We start from the raw sequence: 19,947 nt of genomic DNA on the forward strand, positions 1-19,947 counted from the left end.
TCTCTTTTCGCCTGTCCTCACTCGGCACGATCGACGTCGACGCGTTCTCTGAGCGTCTCGAGGCCGTCGGCCTCGGCGAGCTCCTGCAACCGCTCGCGGAAGTGTTCCTCACAGAGGCCCACCTTGAGTCCGTCGGACTCGGCCGCGAATGCGGCTTCGCGGTCGCAGTAGTGGCAATTCATAGTCCATCGTTTGGGCCGAGCGACATTGAAGCCTCCGCTCCCGGCTGCAAATCCCGTTTCAACGTGAGATTTCGAGCTCGTGATACTCCTCGGCAGTGAGGCCGGCGACGCCCAACCGGTCGTCGTGGGCATCGGTCCCGCCGGTGATACGAAGATCGTTGGTCGATATCGCCCGCTCGACGGGCCCTATATCCACGGGAGCGCCGTAGGGATAATGCAACTCGACGGCGTCGAGATCTGCGGTCAGCTCGAGGGCTCGCTCCGAATCCGGGTAGCGAAGCGGGTGGGCCAGTGAAACGATCGTCGCAGCCTCCGAGAGGAGTTGTTGACCGCGCTCGAACGAGGGGATCTCCCGCGGAACGAAACACGGTCCGTCGCCGCCGATCAGTTGGTTGAACGTCGCCTCGTAATCGTACTCGGTGTCAGGGTGGTCCGCGACCGCGCGGGCGACGTGCGGTCGGCCGAAGCCGTCGTCGACGGTGACGCCGAGGTCGACGCCGAGTCGGTCCTCCACGCGGTCGACGATCGCCTGCCCGCGCTCGCGGCGGTTCGTCTGGATCGCCTCGAGCGTCGACTCGAGTGCCGGCGTGGGCTCGAGTCCGTACCCCAACAGGTCGACACGCAGGCCGTCTGCCGTCTCGACGCGGAGTTCGATCCCGTGGACGATCGTCACGCCGTCGCGTTCGATTACCGACTCCTCGAAGGGCTGGCGTCGATCGTGGTCGGTGACCGCGACGACCTCGACGTCGTTACGGCGGGCGGCTTCGGGCACCGCCTCGAGTTCTAGTCCCCCGTCCGAGCGAGTCGTGTGGACGTGGAGGTCGGCGTATGGCATACTCGTCTCGAGTCGGCCCGGTCCTAAAGCCGTTTCTCACGGCGGGCTCGAGCCATGCCTCGGTCGTGTTCTAGGATGTCTTAGGCATATAATCTCTATCGCCCTCCTAAAGAACGTTTATGGACAATGTTTATAATTATCGTTCACACAGATTAGCGCGTAATGCTGCTCAATGGCACCGGCGAGATGATCGACGCACACGAGTATCCCGCGACGACCGAAGAAATGATCGAGGCCTACGGGGACCGCACGCTCGAGCTCCCGAACGGCTCCGAGTCCGTCGAGGAGGTACTCGCGCGCCTCGATTCGGAAACGTTCGAGTCCGCCGAGGAGGTCCGCTTTGCGGTCTACTCCGCCGTGAGCCAGAAGGCGATCGGCCGCGTCGGCTACAGCGACCGCGACCCGACGCCGCTCGGAAGCCCGTACGCGCCAGAACAATTGTCGTTCTGAGACGAGCGATCTGCACTTTTTGCGGTTCGACGCTTCGGTTTCGTCGTTCAGCGTAGCGCCGTGACTCTAGATGATAGAGTGACTCGACTGGTTGCCGATCTCTACAGTAGTCATCACAAACGTCGTGCAAGATACAGAGTATTGGATTCAGAGCGTTTCTACTGATCACTCGAGAAATCGTCGATAAACGCTGGAGAACGCTTATTAGTGTCGGCGTGTTTGAATGACTATGGACGGAGATGGTGGTGGCGGAATGGGGCTGCATGGTGATATAGGAGGTGATGTAAATGGAGATATGGAAGCTAGAATGGAGAACGCAGACGGAGATTCCGGGACTTCAACCCTCCAGTCGATGGGATACATAGATAATGGAACTGGAATGGGTCGGAGGGATGGAGATTCTACGGATTCTGGACACTCAGTTCTCCAGTCGGTCTTACTGATAACAGTGGCATTATTGGTCGGGGGTTCTCTTCTGTACTTCCTCATAACGGGCCTATTGCTTATGTTTGGTGTGTCCCTGTAGTGAGCCGTTCCACTGTGACTGCCGTCTGAAGAGTACGCTTTCAACAATACTCCTAATTTCAATAACTGCAACTCCGGCGGTTGCAACCGCTGTTATCGTGCGGAGACTCTGCCGACAACCAATCTCGGATGAAGACTCGCCTTCCATACTCCTGGATAGGACACGGAACTGGTAATAAGCCGGTTAGGTCGAATACTCACTTTGGGGACGTACTTATCACGATTCGTTCGATCATCTACAGGTATGGAATCCTCCCCGCCAACTATCTGTCCCCGTTGTGGCGAACGGGAGACGTACTCAGCCCGACATACGACACCGGGATGGCGAATACAGTTCTATGAGTGTGATAATTGCGGTCGAAGATATAACCCGTATCTTGACGAAGAATACAGTATAGACTAATGGGAAGTTCGCATCTGTACTGAAGGTGTGTCTCCTGTCCATACACAGCCAAAGAATGATTTTTCACTGGAATTCGAGACCAGTGATCGAAGCCCTCGAGCAGCCTCCTCAGAGATCGGGCGAGCCGACCTGACACCCACACGGCGAGCAGATGTGCTCTGTCGGCCCGCGGCTCGTAACCAGCGCAACCGGCGTGTCACACCGCGGACAGCGTGGCAGCGACGACGCTTCGCGCTCGTCTTCAGTTGGTGACTGGTCGCTCATCGGCCCCTCGAGTGCAGCTTTCGGGGAGCGCCGGCTAGTTGATAGCGGTACGGCTGTCGTGCGAGACGTTTATATCTCGGTAGAATCAACGCAAACATGGTTTCGAACCCTCGCGGGTTAGAAACCGCGCCTCGGGTGGTGCATCACCCGGGGCATTTCAGCGCATGCCCCTGGCGGCTGATTGAAGCGCGGTTTCTGTCTTGTTTGTTGTCGGGTAGTCACTTATACTATTGAGATTTGTGGCTGGCAGAACCGTAGCGGGTCACTCTTTTCGTGTGATGACTGACTGGAACCTCGAAGTTCTGCTGCAATTGTCCGGCGCAATCGTTGCCAGCATACACTCTCCAATTTCAGCGACAGCACGTGTCGAAATTTCTTCAAACTGGACTCCTCGAGAGCATGCTCAGTCCAGAAACTCGAGCGCGTCACCTAGCTCGAGCGGCACCGATCCCTTTTGGTAGCCCTCGACGTGGCCGTCCGGTCGGGCGCGGTAGACGACCGCGGGTCGGTGGCGAACGTCGGGTTGCTCGCCCCGAACCGCGTTCCAGCTATCGTCGCGGAAGCTCGAGCAGTCGACGAACAATACCGCGCCGCCGCCGTGTTCGGCGAGCTGGCCGTTCGTCTTGGTTTCTGCGGTATCTCGAACCGCGGCGACCGGTCCCGAGGCGGCCCTGTTTCCGGGCGGCTGCGGGCGGGTGACCTCGACGAGGATGTTCGTCGACGCGTCCTTCGCGCGGTAGTCGAGCGAGTGTCCCGTCGTCACTTCGATTTCGGGAACCACCTCGTAGCCCGCGTCGACGAGGATTTTCGCGGCGATGAACTCGCCCATCGACGCGCTCATGCGAACGCGGTCGACGTGATCGCTGGTACCGAGTTTCCCCGCCATGACGTGTCGGTACTCGTCGAGCGTGCCGGTGGTGAAAAACTCCTCGAAAAACCCCATCGCGTCCCGTCGGCCGGCGTCGGGAAAGCCACCGGCGTGCTCGCGGAAGAACGCTCGCGTGGACTCCCGTCCGTCCTTGGACATGAACACGGGGAGGAAAAACCACGAGAGGTGGGGGTACGCCTCGAGCCACGGATCCTCCTCGTACAGCGTCTCGAGCAGTTCCCGCTGTGTCCACCGCGAGACATGATAGGGGACCTCGCCCCAGCCGAACTTGTCGGTTCGCCACAGCGCCGACGGCGTCTCGGTGTTGCCCATCCAGTAGGCCTCCTCGTCGTTCCGGGCGAACAGTGCGATATCGCCGTTTGCCATCTCGAATCGGTGGGTGTCCCACCCACCGTTGATATCGAATCGCGGGTTGACGGCTCGAGCGCCGATGTTGTTTCGAAGCGGTTGCAAAATCTTCTGACGGACCCGTTGCTCGCTCCAATGAGCGGGCGAATAACGGAAGCGGAGCGGCCGTGCCACGCGTCACAGTAGGTGCTGGTCTCGCATACGTCTTCCCTTCTGGCTCTCCTACCACTTTTCGTGAAATACTGCGTTTCCGATGCGTCTCCGCCCGATTTAACCGTTACCTTGATATGAGAGAACTACCTACATGTGTGTAGTTACCATGTCAATGGGTGCCTATGACGAAGACGAGCACGAGCGACGTGAAAAACAAGCCTCCAAAGTCGACACCGACTTCGACGACGAGCGCACGATTCACCACGGAACGGTCGAGTACGACTCCGGCGATTCAGCCGAGGAACTCCTGAACAAGTTCGAGGAGATCAAATCGGACTAGTGGCGATCACCCCCTTTTCCGCCGCAATCTACCGCCGTACCGGCAGGACTGTCGAGCCGAAACGGGGGAACGACTTTGCCAGTTCCGTACCGAATGTTCGCTATGAATGCTGATCGCTATGGGTACTGATTCGTGTGATGGCTGTGGCCGACCGATCTCGGTCGCGGGCGGCGTCGCTAACATCTGGACGTTCGGCGAAAACGACGGCAGCGACGGCACGGCGATGACCCTCGAGCTCATGGACGGCTCGAGTCACCTGCTTTGTTACCCGTGTCTCGAGGCGTTGCCCGAGAACCCGACGGTCGAGGACATCGAGAATTTGGAGCGAAGCGACGACGGCTCTGTTGTCGGCTCTGTCCGTTCCGATCGCTGAATGTCGATACGGATCGGTTCCGTCGCCTCGAGACACTCTCGACTGATCGGCACCTGCGAGAACGTAAAGCGGTTCTGCGAGAACGGAAGGGGTGGGATTCGAACGCCACGAGGCCAGAGGGCCTCCGCGGGCAGGGTGCCCACGGTGCTCTTCCGCTGAGCGACCCTTCCACGTTCAGGTACGATGGGGTATTTCGTATTTGTAATCGATCGCTTACCGCTCGGTAGGCGGCGATTTCGACGGCCGCTCGAGGACCGCTGTTCGCTCGATACCCGTCCCGATATTCACCGACGGCGACGGTCCGGAGCTTTTAGGACCGAGCCCCTCCGTGACTCGAACGGTGAACACCGAGCGGATCTTCGAGGAGTTTCCCGCGCCGAGCTACCGCGGAGCCCAGGAGGCGGCCCTCCGCGATATTCGCGACGCGTTCGAGGCCGGCAACGACGTGGTACTCGTGCGCGCGCCGACGGGAAGCGGGAAGTCCCTGCTGGCTCGAGCGATCGCCGGCTGTGCACAGACGATCGAGGAGGCAGATCCGAGCGAGCCGTCGGGGGCCTACTACACGACGCCGCAGGTGTCTCAGCTCGACGACGTCGCGGCCGACGACCTGCTCTCGGATCTGAACGTCATCCGCGGGAAGTCGAACTACAACTGCATTCTTCCCCACGAGCGCGACACGCCGGTGAATCAGGCCCCGTGTGTCCGCGAACGCGGGTACGACTGCTCGGTCAAACATCGCTGTCCGTACTTTTCGGACCGGGCGATCGCATCGAACCGCGAAATCGCGGCGATGACGCTCGCGTATTTCATGCAAACTGCGGGGAGCGAGGTCTTTCGAACCCGCGACGTGGTCGTCGTCGACGAAGCCCACGGACTGGCCGAGTGGGCCGAAATGTACGCGACGATCCGACTCGGCCCCCGCTCGATACCCATCTGGGAGGACCTTCGCGTTCCCGACATCGGCGGGGTCGACCGCGCCGCGCGATACGCCGAAAACCTCGCCCAGACGTGCACTCGCAGGAAAGACGAGTTGCTCGCCCAGGAGACGCTCACGCCTGCGGATGTCCGCGAGCGGGATCGACTTCAGGAACTCATCGGCGAACTCGAGTGGTTCGTCTCCGACTACCGTGACCCGGAGAGTCCGACGACCTGGCTCGTCGATCAGGAACCGGCCAGTAAAACCGACGGGGGCGACGGCGAGAACGCCGAACTCGGCGGCCCGCTGACGATCAAGCCGATGAACCCCGAGCGGTACCTCAGACACACCGTCTGGGATCGGGGCAACAAGTTTGCGCTCCTCTCGGCCACGATTCTCAACAAGGACGCGTTCTGCCGGCAGGTCGGGCTGAAGCCGGAGAACGTCGCCCTCGTCGACGTCGAGCACACATTCCCGGTCGAAAACCGCCCACTGTACGACGTGACACAGGGGAAGATGACCTACGACGAGCGCGACGAAACCCTCCCCAAAATCGCCCGAATCATCGTCCGGATCATGCAGCAACACCCCGACGAGAAGGGGTTAGTCCACGCACACTCCTACGCGATTCAGGAGCGACTGGCCGACCTCCTCCGGGATTTCGGCGTCGGCGGGCGGGTTCGAACGCATACGAGAGAGAGCCGGGACGTCGACCTCGAGGAGTGGAAGGCGAGCGACGACCCGGACGTGTTCCTCTCGGTCAAGATGGAGGAAGCGCTCGACCTCAAGGGCGACCTCTGTCGCTTTCAGGTTCTCTGTAAAGCGCCGTTTCTCAACACCGGCGATTCGCGGGTCGCCCACCGACTCGAAGAGGGACAGTGGGCCTGGTACTACCGCACGGCGCTGCGGACTATCATCCAGGGTTGTGGCCGGGTCGTCCGCGCGCCCGACGACTACGGCGCGACGTACCTGGTTGATTCGAGCCTGCTGGATCTCTTCGACCGTGCGCAGGCGGACATGCCCGACTGGTTCGAAGCGCAGGTCGACCGGATGGACGCGCCCTCGCTCCCGGCCTTCGACCCGCAGGCCGCGGTCGCCGGAACCGGCGGCGTGAACCACTCGTCGTCCGGCCGTTCGACCCCTAACTCGGCCACTGGTTCGGAGACCGGTTCGCGGTCCCAATCCGGGTCCGGTGGCCGCTCCTCGAGCGATCGCAACCGGTCGTCCGCGCGCGACTCATCGCGCTCGAGCCCGCTGGCGGACGTCTGGGATACTGACGGCTGACGGGTCGATCTGTATTTTCTTCGAGGAAGACTCGTCTCGAGGGCGATAGACCGGCGTAACCCGCTCGGAACGAACGTGACGCGTGACAGATGACTGCTATTAGCTAAACAGGTACATCGCCGGCATCGCGATCATCGACGTTCCCATCAACACCGCGAACACGAGCGCGATGATCTGGTTTCTGGTCATGATACGTCGATTCAGGCCCGACCGGCATGAATGTCACGGCTACGTTTGGCACAGCCGCGTACGTTGCCGAGCGCCTGCTCCTCTCTCACCGTCGCTCGAGCGATGGCGCTCCGTCACTCCACCACGGCGTCGACGACGACGTGTTCGACGCCCGCGCTGTGGCTCTTGACCCGGCGGCACTCGAGGTCCTCGAGCGTTCGACCCGCGTCGTCAACGGCCGCCTCGAGCCGACGGACGGGTCGATCCCACAGTAGCGACTCCGGCGTCGCCTCGTGGTAGTGGACCGTTCCGCCGGGGACGACCGCCTCGAGCGCGGCGGGCAGAAACTCGTGGGCTTCGTCGCTTCGAGCCGTTTCTTCGTCGGCAGCGCCCGATTCGGAAACGCCGTAGTAGCCCATCACGACGCGGTCGACCTCGAGATCGGCCGCCAACTCGCGGCAGTCGGTCATGTAGGCCTCGAGGTCGCGCTGGACGTCGTTCAACATCGCGTTCTCGAGCAGGTAGCGAAACGCGGTCGGGTTGAGTTCGGTCGCGGTCACCCGCGCGCCGGCTCGAGCCATCGGCAGCGTGAAGTAGCCGATACCGGCGAACATGTCGAAGACGCACTCATCCGGGCTAACGACATCGCCCATTCGAACTCGCTCGGCCTGATTCCCCGGAGAGAACATCACCTCGGTCGGATCGAGTCCGTACCGCGTTCCGTCTTCGGTGTGTACCGTTTCGGTATCGCGGTGGCCCGCGAGCAGTCGCGTACGCGGCTCCCGATAGGTTCCCGCCGCTCCGTCGTTCGAGATGCCCTCGTCGGCGAGCACGCTGTCTGCCTCGCCGTGGATCTCGAGCAGTTCCTCCGCCAGCGCCGTCTCGTCGGGGCAGTTCTCGGGAACCGTCACGAGGATAACCGAGCCGACGACGGCCCACGATCCCGGTACGGCCTCGAGGTCTGCCTCACTCCAGCCCCGTTCGGCGAGTCGCCGCTCGAGGTCTGGACTCCGGTAGTCGGGATCGAGCTGTCGGATCACCTCGAGCACCGCCGTCTCGGCGGGGTGAGCAGAAATCGGCAGGGCGACCGTCTCGGCGTCGTACTCGCGAACCTGTCGCTCATCGTCGTAGACGCCTTCGGCCCGCAGGGATTCGATCGCCGCCTCCGCACGCGGCTTTTCGACGACGACCGCCAGCGGCGATTCGGTTCCCGGCTCGAGGCTCGGACTTGCTTCCGCAGAGACGAACGCTTCCGCATCGGGATTCGAACCCGTGTCGTCCGACTGTTCAGTCATCGCCCTCTTCTGGAAGAATGTGCAATCCGGCGCGGCTCTTCAGGACGGGAACCGTCTCGGCGTCGGGGTCGAAGTAGTCCGGCCGGGCGACCGTCTTGGCCTGATACGTTTCGGGATCGAGCACCTGCACCGCGTTCTCGTCTTCGACGGTGACGACAGTCGTCTCCACGCCATCCTCGAGTTCGCCGAGCTTTCGAGCGTCGGGGGAGTTTCCCTCCTCGTAGTCCGCCTCGTAGTGTTCGCCCGTCGTAACGCGCGTTCCCTTGAGGTTCCCTCGAGCGCTCCGGACGAGGACCGGTCCGTCGTCGTCCTGGTCGCCCTCGAGTTCGATGATGTCGCCCGTCCGGTACGGCGGGAGGCGGACGGCGAACGTCACGCGGTAGACCTCGTTGCCGTCTTCGTCCTCCGTGACGAGCGTCTCGGCGTCGTTGACGGTCCCGCCGAACTCCTCGACCATCTTGTTCGAGATTTTCTTGCCGATCTTGTTGGTCGAGACCTTCATGTTCAGCCCGTCGGGCGTCTCGCTCACCTCGGTAATGAAGGCGTTGCGGTCGCCCGTCGCTTCCATCTCGGCGACGATGTCGTTCGCGATTGCTTTAGCCCGGTCGACCTCCTCGGTGACCGGCGTTCGGCCCTCGGCGCGGATCTGGACGATGCTCGCGTAGTAGTCGCCGGCGATCCGGCCGCAGCGAGTGCAGGTCTGTCGGGCGATCCTGACGGGTACGGTGACCTGCTCCTCGACGGGTTCTCCGCGGACGACGCCCGTGAAATAACAGTGCATCCGGATCGTGTTCTCGTCGACCTGTTCGGGTTCGACCTGCCAGGCGACGTCTTCGGCGTCGACGTGGACGCCGAGCGCGTCGCTTACCTCTTCGATTGCGACGTCGGTGTAGTCGTCCGCGCCGACGTCGACCCAGCGCTGGCCGCGGTGGACCGCTCCACACCGGGCACAGACACGAACGTCGACCTGCTGTGGCGCGTCGACGAACTCGAAGTCGTCGAAGTAACACGCTCGACAGAGGTCGGTCTCGCCTGTGGCCGGCTCGCGGATCTCCTGTGTACCCACACCCCCGTTCGATTCCGTGGATTCGGTCGCGTCGCTCCCGGATCGGTCCGCAATCGGATCCCCACAGCGGGGACAGAACGCACGCGAGTCTGCCATTGGCCCCTCTTTGGGGTTGAGCGAGTTAAACGGCGCGTTCTCGCAGTTGGGGCCAAAAACACGGCCCTTCGACTCAGTCTGTGAGAACTCCACACGAAATAAGGGGGTTATCCTCGCGAGAACCGATCCGTGCGTCAGTCGGTTCCACACGAAATGGGGGCCTCGAGTCACCGGTTAACCCGAGTGACCGATGCTGATTTTCCCTCAGTTCACCTCGATCGCCAGTGGAACTCTCACATGTCCCGTCTGCCAGCCGTCTGACAGCCGCCGGCTCGCCGCGTCAGACGGACTCGCGTCGGCGGTTCTCGATACGAAACGAGGGGGTTCCAGATACCCTTGCGTGGCCGCCGGTTTGAGGGAACTTATCTCCCTTCGAACCATAGAGAGCCGCATGGACTGGCAACCGGATTGGGGGCTTCGCGCGCGAATGGGACTGACGATGTTCCTTCTCTTTGCGGTGTATCTGATCTTCATCGCCGCACTCACGACCGCGTTCGGCGGTGGGGCTTTGAGTCTCCTCCTCGTGGCACTGCTATTCGGGAGCTTTTCGCTGATTCAGTTTTTCTACAGCGACAAACTCACGCTGTGGAGCATGGGTGCCACGGAGGTCGAGTACGAGGAGTACCCGCAGTTACACGCCGCGGTCGACCGACTCTCCCAGCAGGCCGACCTGCCGAAACCGAAGGTGGCCGTCGTCGACTCGAAGGTTCCGAACGCCTTCGCGACCGGCCGCTCGCCGAGCAACGCCGTCGTCGCGGTGACCACCGGACTCCTCGGAACGCTGAATCAGGAGGAACTCGACGGCGTCCTCGCCCACGAACTCGCACACGTCAAAAACCGCGACGTCGCCGTGATGACCATCGCCTCCTTTCTCTCGACCATCGCATTCCTCATCGTCCGTTTCGGCGGTCAGATGATGCTCTTTACCGGCGGCGGGCGGAGCCACGGGGGCGACAACGCAAAGGGCGCGGCGGGACTTCTCGTCGCCATCCTGATCTCGCTGCTCGTCTGGATCATCAGCTACCTCCTCATCCGCGCGCTCTCGCGCTACCGCGAGTTCGCCGCCGACCGCGGCGCGGCCGCCATCACCGGCAACCCCGGCGCGCTCGCCGCTGCGCTCATGAAAATCTCGGGCGAGGTCGACAAGGTTCCCGACGAGGACCTCCGCGAGGAAGCCGAGATGAACGCCTTCTTCATCATCCCCCTGAAGTCCGGCATCGTCGGCCGACTGTTCAGCACCCACCCCTCGACGGAACGGCGGATCGAACAGCTTCGGGACCTCGAGCGCGAAACGGCAACGGCGTGATTTACGGGGAATTATCGCACGGGCACAACCGTCTTCGTTCGAGCCCGACACAAATGGATGACTTCTAAGGTAGTTCCCACGACAATACTGGTATGGGACTGCTGGATGGACTTCGGTCCGTACTCGGAATGCGCGCCGAGTCCGACGCCAAGCGAGACGCCGACCCCGACGACCTCTTCGGGATGAGCACGGCCTACTTCACCATGGAGGCCGAACTGGGCTACGACTCGGCGGGCGTCGGCGCGCTCTGTTTTTCCGGCGTCGACTCGAGCACCTTCCGCGAGGCCGTCTCGGAGGTCGAGGCGATCCTCGAGGCGGGCCGCGAGGAGACGGGAACCGAGTTCGAGGTCGCCGAGGACGACCACGGCTACAGGTGGGTCATCCTCGAAGAGGACGACCCCGAAGACCTCATCACGAGCATGCACTTCGCGGCGGACACGTTCATCGAGCACGGCTACGGCTCGCGACTGCTCGCCGCCGTCTTCGCCTACGAGGGAACCGCTGCTAGCGACAGTGGTGGCCCCGTCTACTGGATCTATTCGTTCCGACGAGGGCGATTCTACCCGTTCGCCCCCCGATCCGGCCGCGAACGCGACTCGAGCGCCGAGTTCAAACTCGAGTCGGTGCTCGACGGCGAACTCGAAATCGAAGACGAGAAGGAGTACTGGTACCCGCTCTGGCCGAGTTCGTCCGGAACGCATCCCTGGGAGTAGGCGGTCGCAGGTTGCTCGTCCGCCGAATCGACCAATTCGGTCGATACGTGTCGCACCTATTATGTCCTGCGAGCGGCTATGCTGGCCCAGTGAGCGATTGGAACCAGTTCAGGCACGATCGGGAGAACTCGGGCCGCCGGACTGAGTCGACCGTCGAGGAGCTGGAGCGTCCCGAGCCGACCTGGGACGTCGCGGTCGACGGATCGATCGATGCACCGCCCGTGCTCGACCGCGATACCGTCTACGTCGGCTCGAGCGCGGGTACCGTGTACGCGTTCGACAGATACGGCGGTCGGCGGCGGTGGGTCTTCGAAACCCAGTTGACGATCGGGTCGTCGCTCGTCGTCACCGACGACTCCCTGTTCGCCGTCGCGACCGACGGCACCGTATTCGCACTCGAACCGGAAACCGGCGCACTCCGGTGGCAGGAGACGGTTTCCGGTCACGTCGAAGCGCCACCGACGCTTTCGCGGGGCGTTCTGTTCATCGGTCACGCAGATGGCGTCTCGGCGCTCGAGGCTTCCACCGGCGACCCGCTGTGGGTTCACGAAACGGAGGCCGGTGTCGTCGGTGCGCCCGCCACACTGTCCAGGACCGACTTCAAGTACGTCTACGTCGGCACGTCCCAGAACCGAGTCGGCGCGCTCGAGGCGGAGACGGGCGAGGAAGTCTGGACGACCCCGATCAAGGGTTCGGTCGTCGGCGGACCGACGGTCGTTCCCGGCACCGAGACCCCAAGAGATGCTGGGACAGCGGGGACTGGCGACGACCGAATCGGCGTCACCGATCGCGTTCCATCCGCTCTCCGCTCGAGTGACGATCCGAAGAATGACAGCTCGAAAACCGACTCGTCGGCCGAATCAGGCCTCGAGCTGGGCGGAACCGATCTCGAACCCGACGAAAGCCACCAGGAGCCCCTCGCAGTCGAGGGCGACATCGACGCGGGCGAGGGCGACCGCGTCTACGTCGCCGACGACGGCGGACTCCTGCTGGCGTTGAACGCCCGAACTGGACAGTCGTGGTTCACCTACCGGATCGACGATCCGTTCACGACCGCGCCAACGGTTACCGACGACAGCGTCTTCGTCGGCGCCGGGGACGGCTACCTCCACGTCACCGACACGATGTTCGGCAATCGGAAACTCCGCGGCTGGCTCTTCTCGAAGAAGGGCGTCAATCTCGACGGAACCGCACGCACGGAGCCAGCCATCGTCGGTGACACGCTCTGTCTCGGCGATTCGAGTGGCTCCCTCTACGGGATCGACGCCGACGATCCGGACTTCGGGTGGCACTACCCGCTCGAGAGTGGCGTCTCGAGCGGTCCTGCGATGTCGGACGGCTCGCTCTACGTCGTCACGGACGATACCCGACTCCACTGTCTCTCCTGGCGGGACGAGACGAGCAGTTGGGATTGACGCTGCCCTTTCCGACGATTGACTCACGCTCGCTGATTCTCTCTTCACGGATATACTCTCGGACTCGTGATCGTCCACCCCAGCGTCGTCCCGTACTTTCACTTTCACTCTCCTGTTAACGAGGCTTTATACGGGTACCGGCACAACGACTGACTATGGCAGACGTAAACCTCGAAACGCTCCCTGGCGTCGGACCGGCAACCGCAGACAAACTCTACGACGCAGGCTTTGATTCCTTCCAGAGTCTGGCCGTCGCCTCTCCTTCCGAACTCTCGAACACGGCCGACGTCGGCGAATCCACCGCGAGCGATATCGTTCGCGCGGCCCGCGACGAAGCCGATATCGGCGGCTTCGAAACCGGATCGACCGTCCTCGAGCGACGGAACGAGATCGGGAAACTCAGCTGGCACATCGACGAGGTCGACGAATTGCTCGGCGGCGGAATCGAGACCCAGTCGATCACCGAAGTGTACGGCGAGTTCGGTGCCGGGAAGTCCCAGGTAACCCACCAGATGGCCGTCAACGTGCAACTGCCGAAGGAGGTCGGCGGCCTCCACGGGAGCGTCATCTTCGTGGACTCCGAGGACACGTTCCGTCCGGAACGGATCGACGACATGGTTCGTGGCCTCCCGGACGAGGCGATCGAAGCCGCCCTCGAGGACCGCGAAATCGAAGGCTCGGCCGACGACGAAACAGCCCTCGAGGCCCTCGTCGAGGACGTCCTCGAGAAGATCCACGTCGCGAAGGCGTTCAACTCGAACCACCAGATGCTGCTGGCCGAGAAGGCGAAGGAACTCGCGAGCGAGCAGGAAGATTCCGAGTATCCGGTTCGACTGCTCTGTATCGACTCGCTGACCGCCCACTTCCGTGCGGAGTACGTCGGTCGTGGCAACCTCGCCGACCGACAGCAGAAACTCAACAAGCACCTCCACGACATCGACAAGGTCGGCAACCTCTACAACGCCGCGGTCATCGTCACCAACCAGGTCGCCTCGAACCCCGATTCGTTCTTCGGCGACCCGACCCAGCCGATCGGTGGCAACATCCTCGGCCACAAGTCCACCTTCCGCATCTACCTCCGCAAATCCAAAGCCGACAAGCGGATCGTCCGACTGGTCGATGCGCCGAACCTCGCCGACGGCGAGGGCGTGATGCGTGTCCAGGATGAGGGACTGAAGCCGGAGTAAAAATCGGAAAAATACTACTATTGTAAGGAGAATTCTTTTATTCACTTACTGCGTATCGAGTAGTGCGAACTATGTCGCACGAATCGACCGTTACGTCAAAGGGACAAGTGACAATTCCGAAAGCGATTCGAGAGCGGATGGGTCTCGAGGCGGGAGAGACGGTGCTTTTCCGACTCGATGACGACGGCGGCGTTCGAATGGTTCGCGTTCCATCCGATCCGCAAGCACGACTCGAGGCCGCTCGAAACCGAGGTTCGACAGCCGACATCGATGCGACGGCGGCCCTAGAGCGAGAACGCCAACGGTGGTCGTGAGTGCACTATCTCGATTCGTGGGTCTGGCTCGAGTACGTCTTCGGCGGTGACGCCGACGCGGAGGCGGAAACTGCCCTCGAGAACGCTCGCGAAGATGATGGTCTCACCTCCACGATCGCGCTCACGGAAATCGATTACATTCTCCGACGCGATCTCGATACCGAGACGGCAGATTACGTCACGAGCTCGATCGAGGACGACGATTCAGTTCGAGTCGTTCCCGTCTCGAGCGAAATAGCACTTCACGCCTCGAATATCCGAAGCAAATATTACCAGCGCCGGGAGCGCGAACTGTCGTACGCCGACGCGCTGCATATTTCGACGGCGATCATCACCGAGTGTGACGTGATTCATACGGGAGATTCCGACTTCGAAGCCCTCGAGGAGATCGAGACGGTCGTCTACTGATAGGTGCCGTTCGCCCCATCGAGCGCCTCGAGGGCCGCCCGGCGTTTTTCGACTACCGATTCGATCCGTTCTTTCTTGTCTTCGGGATCCTCGAGTCCTCGCAGCCAGTACAACGAACTGTAAAATGCCACCAGTTTGCCGATCTCGGATTCAGTGAGGAGGCCGAGATCACCCGCGGCGGACTCGTAGATAACGGGCGTTTCGACGCTGGTCGTCACCCGCTCGTAGCCCCCGTCGTCGACGATTTCGTCGACGTGTTCGTAGGCCCGAAGCTCCTGTCTGAACGCCTGTCGGAGCCGCCTCGTCGCGTCGCGTTCGCGCTTCCAGTAGAGCAGGTACGAGCCGGCTGCTGTGGCTATCGCACCGATGACTGCACCGAGGACGAACCCGACGGCCGTTTCGACCATAGCGGACGAACGGTCGTCTCGAGGGTAAGTGGCCGGGTTGCACCTCGAGAAGCGACCGGATCGGATTCCATATTCGACGGTCGATCCGGCGACTCTCAGGCGAGCAACGAATCACCGTCGCTCGAGCGCGAGTAGAACCGAGTAATCGTCGGTACTCAGTACCGGTCTCGAGAGCCGCTACGGGCTGAAATCAATCTTCAGTCGAGGTCTTCGATTTGTCCAGTTCGCCGCGATAGATTTTCGCCCCGTCCTGTGCGACCTTTTCGGCGAGGACGGCGCACTTAACCCGCATCGGGGAAATGTCGACGCCGAGCATGTCGATGATGTCGTCGCGATTCATCTCGAGCAGTTCGTCGACGGTTTTCCCGGTGAGCTTTCCGGAGAGCATGCTCGCGGAGGCCTGACTGATCGCACAGCCGTCGCCGGAAAAGGCGACGCGTTCGATCGTCCCCTCGTCGTCGAGTTTGACGTCCATGCGAATCTCGTCGCCGCACATCGGGTTCTCCCCGACGTGCGTGAAGGTCGGATCCTCGAGTTCCCCGTAGTTTCGGGGACTCTTGTAGTGATCGAGGATCTGCTGTCGATACATATCCGAGCCCATTCCCATAATTGGATCCGAGTACGGCTGTGCGCTGTAAAAGGATTCCGGGGCTACGTTCGACGCCTGCCGATCGCGAATTCGTTTCCGGTACGAAGCGCCGGCACTCGAGCGCCGTTCGTAGCTGGTGGTGACGCTCGAGTTCGCGGCGAAAAACGGTTGATGGTCTATGCTGTGTTCGAACCCTGGTCGGGATCGACCGGCGGGTTCAGGTAGCAGACGTCGGCGACGACCATTGCGCCGACGATTGCAGCGGGCAGCAGTGCGTACTGTACCGGAATTCCCAGTACGGACGCGGCGACCAGCGCAACCGCGAACGCACCCAGGACGATCCCGAGTGCGAAGTCGTATCGGGTCGCCGCGGTGAGAACGTCGACCAGGGTCTCGAACGGATCCCGTTCGGGAACGTCTCGTGGTGTCTCGTACATTGTTCTCACCTCGGCGATACCGAGTAGGTGACTGAAAGTGAAAAATCCAGTGTGGGGGAGAACCACACACGGAAAGACTGTTCGGCGAGACTATTTGTGGGCTTCTTTCCAGTCATTCGCTTCGCTTACGTGAACAACTGGCGGTCTGGCGAGACGCACTGCGTCTCGCTGAGTGTCACTCGTTCGCCTCGCTCACTCGTGACACCTCCGTCGATGAATCTCCTCGCACGCCGCTGTTCGCTTACGCGAACAACTGGCGCGCGTCGTCGATTGCCGCAATCAACTTGTCGACCTCCTCGCGCGTGTTGTAGACGTAGAAGGACGCTCGAGCGGAGGCCGCGACGCCCAGTTTGTCGTGCAGCGGCTGGGTACAGTGATCGCCGGCCCGGATCGCGACCGTGTGGTCGTTCATGATCGAGGCGAGGTCGTGGGCGTGGACCGACTCGAGGTTGAACCCGACGAGCCCGCTTCGATCCGGTCCCGGCTCGGGGCCGTAGATTTCGATGTCGCCTTCGGCCTCGAGCCGTTCGTAGGCGTACTCGGCTAACTCCTCTTCGTGGGCCTGGATGCGTTCCATTCCGATCTCCTCGAGGTAGTCGATCGCAGCCTCGAGGCCGACGGCTTCGGCGATCGGCGGCGTACCGGGTTCGAACTTCCAGGGGAGGTCCGCCCAGGTCGAATCCTCGAAGGTGACCTTGCGGATCATGCCGCCGCCGTAGAGGTACGGGTCCATCTCCTCGAGCAGGTGTTGTTTCCCGTAGAGGACGCCGATACCGGTCGGCCCGGCCATCTTGTGCCCGGAGAACGCGTAGAAGTCGGCGTCGATAGCCTCGACGTCGACGGGACGGTTCGGAACGGCCTGCGCGCCGTCGATAAAGGAGAGCGCGTCGTGTTCGTGGGCGAGTTCGGTCAGTTCGGTGACGGGGTTGACGGTGCCGAGCGTGTTCGAGACGTGGACCGCGCTGAGGATGGCGGTGTCGTCGGTGATGCACTCGCGTGCGTGATCCATGTCGAGACGGCCGTCCTCGTCGATCCGGATGTATTTCACGTCCGCGCCCGTCTCGTGGGCGATCTGCTGCCAGGTGACCAGCGAGGCGTGGTGTTCCATCTCGGTGAGCACGACTTCGTCGCCGGGGCCGAGTTCGGACAGGCCCCACGAGTAGGCGACGAGGTTCTCGCTTTCGGTCGTGTTTTTCGTGAAGATGACCTCCTCGCGGCCGCTCGCGCCGATGAAGTCGGCGACGCGATCGTGGGCTCGTTCGTAGGCCTCGGAGGCCTCCTGACTGAGGTGGTGGATGCCTCGGTGGACGTTCGAGTTCGTCTGCCGGTAGTAGTCGCTCATCGCGTCGATAACCGGGTCGGGCGTCTGGGTTGTCGCGGCGTTATCGAGGTAGACCACCTGCTGGTCGTCGAACTCCCGCTCGAGGATCGGAAAGTCCGACCGAATACGCTCGATATCGAGCGTGCCGACGTTTTGTTGGCTCATTAGTGGATTGGAGGGACCGAAGACAAAACACTCCTTCGGTCCCACCCGTTTCTGCAGGCTTTCCCAACGGAACGGTGCGTGGCTCGAGCCGTGACCGAGGTATCGATTTCCCACGAAACGGTCCCTTTCTGCGATCGCGCGGACTAACCCCACCGTCTAACTGTCTCTGCTACTGAAACCCCGGCTGTCGAACTATAAAAGACAATGTGGTAGATAGTCCACGATGGCTGCGATACGTACGTCCGGTTTGACGAAGCAGTATGGTGATCTGACCGCAGTCGACGACCTCGATCTCGAGGTCAGAGAGGGGGAGGTGTTCGGCTTTTTGGGGCCGAACGGCGCCGGCAAGTCGACGACGATCAACACGCTGTTGGATTTCACGCGACCGACCGCGGGGTCGGCGACGGTGCTCGGCTACGATTCACACGAGGACGCCGACGAGATCAGTCCCCGCGTCGGCGTCCTTCCGGAGGGATTCGATTGCTACCCGCGACTGACCGGCCGGCGTCACGTCGAGTTCGCGATCGAGACGAAAGACGCCGCGGACGATCCCGACGAACTCTTAGCGCGCGTCGGGTTGGATCCCGAGGACCGAAGCCGGCGAGCGGGGGAGTATTCGACGGGAATGCGCCAGCGGCTCGCGACGGCGATGGCGCTCGTCGGCGATCCGGACCTGTTGATCATGGACGAACCATCCTCGGGGCTCGATCCACACGGCATCCGCGAGATGCAAGACCTCGTCCGGAACGAGGCCGATTCCGGGACGACCGTCTTCTTCTCGAGTCACATCTTAGAACACGTCGAGGCGGTCTGTGACCGCATCGGGGTGTTGAACGACGGCACTCTCGTCGCCGTCGACACGATCGAGGGACTGCGCGAGTCGATCGGCGGCGACGCGACGATGCGCCTGACGCTCGCAGCACCCGACGAGCGCGCCCGGGAGGTCGTTGGGTCGACCGAGGGGGTGACTTCGGTGTCCGTCTCCGGCCAGACGCTCGAGTGTTCCGTCGTCGATCCGGCGGCGAAGGCGACGGTCATCGTCGAACTCGAACGAGCGGGCGCGACGATTCGCGACGTTCGGATCGAGGAAGTCTCGCTCGAGTCGCTGTTTACGACGTTGACGAACGCCGATGGAGGACGGGAGAACCCCGGACGGAACCCGGAAACCCCCGCCGGTCCCACGTTGGAGAGCCCTGACAGTGGGGTGGCAGAATGACCTCTCATATCGGGACCGTCGCGCGAAAGGACTTCGCCGATGCCGGCCGATCGAAACTCCTCTGGATCCTGATCGGGCTGCTCGTCGTCATCGCCGGTGTGGGCTACGTGGCTATCTGGGCGACCGTCGAGGACGTCGCCGGCGCCGAGGTGCTGGGATTTCTCGGGTTTCCGTTACAGGTAGTCCTCCCGGTCGCCGCGCTCATCGTCGGCTACATGGCCGTCGTCGGCGAACGACGGTCGGGAAGCATCAAACTCTTGCTCGGCCTGCCACCGAACCGGTCCGACGTCGTCTTCGGGAAGTTACTGGGTCGAACCGCCGTCGTCGTCGTTGCGGTCGCGCTCGCGTTCCTCGTCGCCCTCGTCCTCAGTCTGGCGCTTTTCGGCACCGTCCCGCTCGTCGACTGGCTCGCCTTCGGGGCGCTGACCGTGCTGTTCGGAATTACCTTCGTCGGGATGGCGGTCGGCGTCTCCGCGAGCGTTTCGTCGCGGGGTCGTTCGATGGCTATCGTCGTTGGAATCTACATGGTGTTCGTCGCCCTCTGGGAACTCCTTACCGCCGGCTCGTACTACCTCCTCTACGACGAAGGGCCGCCGCTCGAACCGGAAACCTGGTATCTGCTACTCGATCAGTTCAATCCGATCTTCGCGTACACGAACCTGGCGAGTTCCGTCGTCGAAGGTAACATCTTTCCCTTCCAGTTCCAGTACGGCCTCGAGTCGATCGAAGCCTACCAGCTGACGCCGGCCGAACGCTACGCCGGATCCGGCGACGCCCCGTTCTTCCTCCAGGAGTGGTTTGGGCTCGTCGTCCTCGTCTTCTGGCTCGTCGTCCCCGTCGCTATCGGGTACTATCGTTTCCAGCGAGCGGAGTTGTAACCCT

The 19,947-nt window shown here is 62.2% G+C and carries 23 protein-coding genes and 1 tRNA gene; 13 read left to right on the top strand and 11 right to left on the bottom strand.

What is annotated here, in order from left to right:
• Nucleotides 1-17: 17 nt before the first annotated feature.
• Nucleotides 18-182, bottom strand: a complete 165-nt coding sequence (locus tag HALLA_RS20865; RefSeq protein WP_169732092.1) for a DUF6757 family protein — start codon at nt 180-182, stop codon at nt 18-20.
• Between the two features lie 58 nt (nt 183-240).
• Nucleotides 241-1,017 (bottom strand): PHP domain-containing protein, encoded by a 777-nt coding sequence (locus HALLA_RS00305; protein WP_049951522.1) that lies wholly within the window; start codon nt 1,015-1,017, stop codon nt 241-243.
• Between the two features lie 162 nt (nt 1,018-1,179).
• Between HALLA_RS00305 and HALLA_RS00310 the strand changes: the two genes are divergently transcribed.
• Complete coding sequence (locus tag HALLA_RS00310; RefSeq protein WP_049951523.1) at nt 1,180-1,467, top strand: DUF5789 family protein; 288 nt, start codon at nt 1,180-1,182, stop codon at nt 1,465-1,467.
• Between the two features lie 229 nt (nt 1,468-1,696).
• Nucleotides 1,697-1,993 (top strand): hypothetical protein, encoded by a 297-nt coding sequence (locus HALLA_RS19785; RefSeq protein WP_084569022.1) that lies wholly within the window; start codon nt 1,697-1,699, stop codon nt 1,991-1,993.
• A 510-nt stretch (nt 1,994-2,503) separates the two neighbouring features.
• On the opposite strand, the gene HALLA_RS20870 is transcribed toward HALLA_RS19785, so the two are convergent.
• Both HALLA_RS20870 and HALLA_RS00315 read right to left on the bottom strand, forming a co-directional pair.
• Nucleotides 2,504-2,659, bottom strand: coding sequence for a hypothetical protein (locus HALLA_RS20870; RefSeq protein WP_169732093.1), 156 nt, complete (start codon nt 2,657-2,659; stop codon nt 2,504-2,506).
• Between the two features lie 403 nt (nt 2,660-3,062).
• Nucleotides 3,063-4,070 carry a DUF5784 family protein gene (locus HALLA_RS00315; RefSeq protein ID WP_049951524.1) on the bottom strand — a complete coding sequence of 336 codons (1,008 nt, stop codon included), beginning with the start codon at nt 4,068-4,070 and terminating at the stop codon, nt 3,063-3,065.
• Between the two features lie 145 nt (nt 4,071-4,215).
• Here HALLA_RS00315 and HALLA_RS20875 point away from each other — a divergent pair, with 145 nt between their 5' ends.
• Together HALLA_RS20875 and HALLA_RS00320 are read left to right on the top strand one after the other, a co-directional pair.
• The gene (locus tag HALLA_RS20875; protein ID WP_231587893.1) at nt 4,216-4,389 is read left to right on the top strand and encodes a DUF5786 family protein; all 174 of its coding nucleotides are present in this window, start codon (nt 4,216-4,218) and stop codon (nt 4,387-4,389) included.
• Nucleotides 4,390-4,507: 118 nt separating this feature from the next.
• Nucleotides 4,508-4,762: a DUF7561 family protein gene (locus HALLA_RS00320; protein ID WP_049953951.1), complete on the top strand. Its 255-nt coding sequence runs from the start codon at nt 4,508-4,510 to the stop codon at nt 4,760-4,762.
• A gap of 83 nt (nt 4,763-4,845) precedes the next feature.
• Here the strand turns inward: HALLA_RS00320 and HALLA_RS00325 are convergent.
• Nucleotides 4,846-4,932 (bottom strand) — tRNA-OTHER (locus tag HALLA_RS00325).
• A 170-nt stretch (nt 4,933-5,102) separates the two neighbouring features.
• Between HALLA_RS00325 and HALLA_RS00330 the strand changes: the two genes are divergently transcribed.
• Nucleotides 5,103-6,962: a helicase C-terminal domain-containing protein gene (locus tag HALLA_RS00330; protein ID WP_049951525.1), complete on the top strand. Its 1,860-nt coding sequence runs from the start codon at nt 5,103-5,105 to the stop codon at nt 6,960-6,962.
• A gap of 302 nt (nt 6,963-7,264) precedes the next feature.
• On the opposite strand, the gene HALLA_RS00335 is transcribed toward HALLA_RS00330, so the two are convergent.
• Both HALLA_RS00335 and HALLA_RS00340 read right to left on the bottom strand, forming a co-directional pair.
• Complete coding sequence (locus tag HALLA_RS00335; protein ID WP_049951526.1) at nt 7,265-8,425, bottom strand: class I SAM-dependent methyltransferase; 1,161 nt, start codon at nt 8,423-8,425, stop codon at nt 7,265-7,267.
• Nucleotides 8,418-9,587, bottom strand: coding sequence for a 60S ribosomal export protein NMD3 (locus tag HALLA_RS00340; protein WP_049951527.1), 1,170 nt, complete (start codon nt 9,585-9,587; stop codon nt 8,418-8,420). The genes HALLA_RS00335 and HALLA_RS00340 overlap by 8 nt, the downstream gene beginning before the upstream one ends.
• Nucleotides 9,588-9,978: 391 nt before the next feature.
• On the opposite strand from HALLA_RS00340, the gene htpX reads away from it, so the two are divergent.
• From htpX to HALLA_RS00370, 6 genes are all read left to right on the top strand, one after another.
• Nucleotides 9,979-10,893, top strand: coding sequence for a zinc metalloprotease HtpX (gene htpX, locus HALLA_RS00345; protein ID WP_049951528.1), 915 nt, complete (start codon nt 9,979-9,981; stop codon nt 10,891-10,893).
• Between the two features lie 92 nt (nt 10,894-10,985).
• Nucleotides 10,986-11,606: a PspA-associated protein PspAB gene (pspAB, locus tag HALLA_RS00350; RefSeq protein WP_049951529.1), complete on the top strand. Its 621-nt coding sequence runs from the start codon at nt 10,986-10,988 to the stop codon at nt 11,604-11,606.
• An 89-nt stretch (nt 11,607-11,695) separates the two neighbouring features.
• Nucleotides 11,696-13,021 (top strand): outer membrane protein assembly factor BamB family protein, encoded by a 1,326-nt coding sequence (locus HALLA_RS00355; RefSeq protein ID WP_049951530.1) that lies wholly within the window; start codon nt 11,696-11,698, stop codon nt 13,019-13,021.
• Between the two features lie 155 nt (nt 13,022-13,176).
• Nucleotides 13,177-14,208, top strand: a complete 1,032-nt coding sequence (radA, locus tag HALLA_RS00360) for a DNA repair and recombination protein RadA (protein WP_049951531.1) — start codon at nt 13,177-13,179, stop codon at nt 14,206-14,208.
• A 71-nt stretch (nt 14,209-14,279) separates the two neighbouring features.
• Nucleotides 14,280-14,522 carry an AbrB/MazE/SpoVT family DNA-binding domain-containing protein gene (locus tag HALLA_RS00365; protein ID WP_049951532.1) on the top strand — a complete coding sequence of 81 codons (243 nt, stop codon included), beginning with the start codon at nt 14,280-14,282 and terminating at the stop codon, nt 14,520-14,522.
• On the top strand, nt 14,523-14,930 hold the full coding sequence (locus HALLA_RS00370) for a type II toxin-antitoxin system VapC family toxin (protein ID WP_049951533.1): 408 nt from the start codon (nt 14,523-14,525) through the stop codon (nt 14,928-14,930).
• Here the strand turns inward: HALLA_RS00370 and HALLA_RS00375 are convergent.
• The 4 genes from HALLA_RS00375 to HALLA_RS00390 form a co-directional block, all read right to left on the bottom strand.
• The gene (locus HALLA_RS00375; RefSeq protein WP_049951534.1) at nt 14,924-15,337 is read right to left on the bottom strand and encodes a hypothetical protein; all 414 of its coding nucleotides are present in this window, start codon (nt 15,335-15,337) and stop codon (nt 14,924-14,926) included. The genes HALLA_RS00370 and HALLA_RS00375 overlap by 7 nt on opposite strands.
• A gap of 190 nt (nt 15,338-15,527) precedes the next feature.
• The gene (gene sufU, locus HALLA_RS00380) at nt 15,528-15,944 is read right to left on the bottom strand and encodes a Fe-S cluster assembly sulfur transfer protein SufU (RefSeq protein ID WP_049951535.1); all 417 of its coding nucleotides are present in this window, start codon (nt 15,942-15,944) and stop codon (nt 15,528-15,530) included.
• A gap of 158 nt (nt 15,945-16,102) precedes the next feature.
• Nucleotides 16,103-16,363, bottom strand: a complete 261-nt coding sequence (locus HALLA_RS00385; RefSeq protein WP_049951536.1) for a hypothetical protein — start codon at nt 16,361-16,363, stop codon at nt 16,103-16,105.
• Nucleotides 16,364-16,604: 241 nt separating this feature from the next.
• Nucleotides 16,605-17,849: an aminotransferase class V-fold PLP-dependent enzyme gene (locus HALLA_RS00390; protein WP_049951537.1), complete on the bottom strand. Its 1,245-nt coding sequence runs from the start codon at nt 17,847-17,849 to the stop codon at nt 16,605-16,607.
• A gap of 223 nt (nt 17,850-18,072) precedes the next feature.
• Here HALLA_RS00390 and HALLA_RS00395 point away from each other — a divergent pair, with 223 nt between their 5' ends.
• Nucleotides 18,073-19,065 (top strand): ABC transporter ATP-binding protein, encoded by a 993-nt coding sequence (locus HALLA_RS00395; RefSeq protein WP_049951538.1) that lies wholly within the window; start codon nt 18,073-18,075, stop codon nt 19,063-19,065.
• Nucleotides 19,062-19,943, top strand: coding sequence for an ABC transporter permease (locus HALLA_RS00400; protein ID WP_049951539.1), 882 nt, complete (start codon nt 19,062-19,064; stop codon nt 19,941-19,943). Before HALLA_RS00395 ends, HALLA_RS00400 begins: the two co-directional genes overlap by 4 nt.
• The last annotated feature ends 4 nt before the right edge of the window (nt 19,944-19,947 follow it).

Source organism: Halostagnicola larsenii XH-48 (assembly GCF_000517625.1).
GTDB classification, from domain to species: domain Archaea; phylum Halobacteriota; class Halobacteria; order Halobacteriales; family Natrialbaceae; genus Halostagnicola; species Halostagnicola larsenii.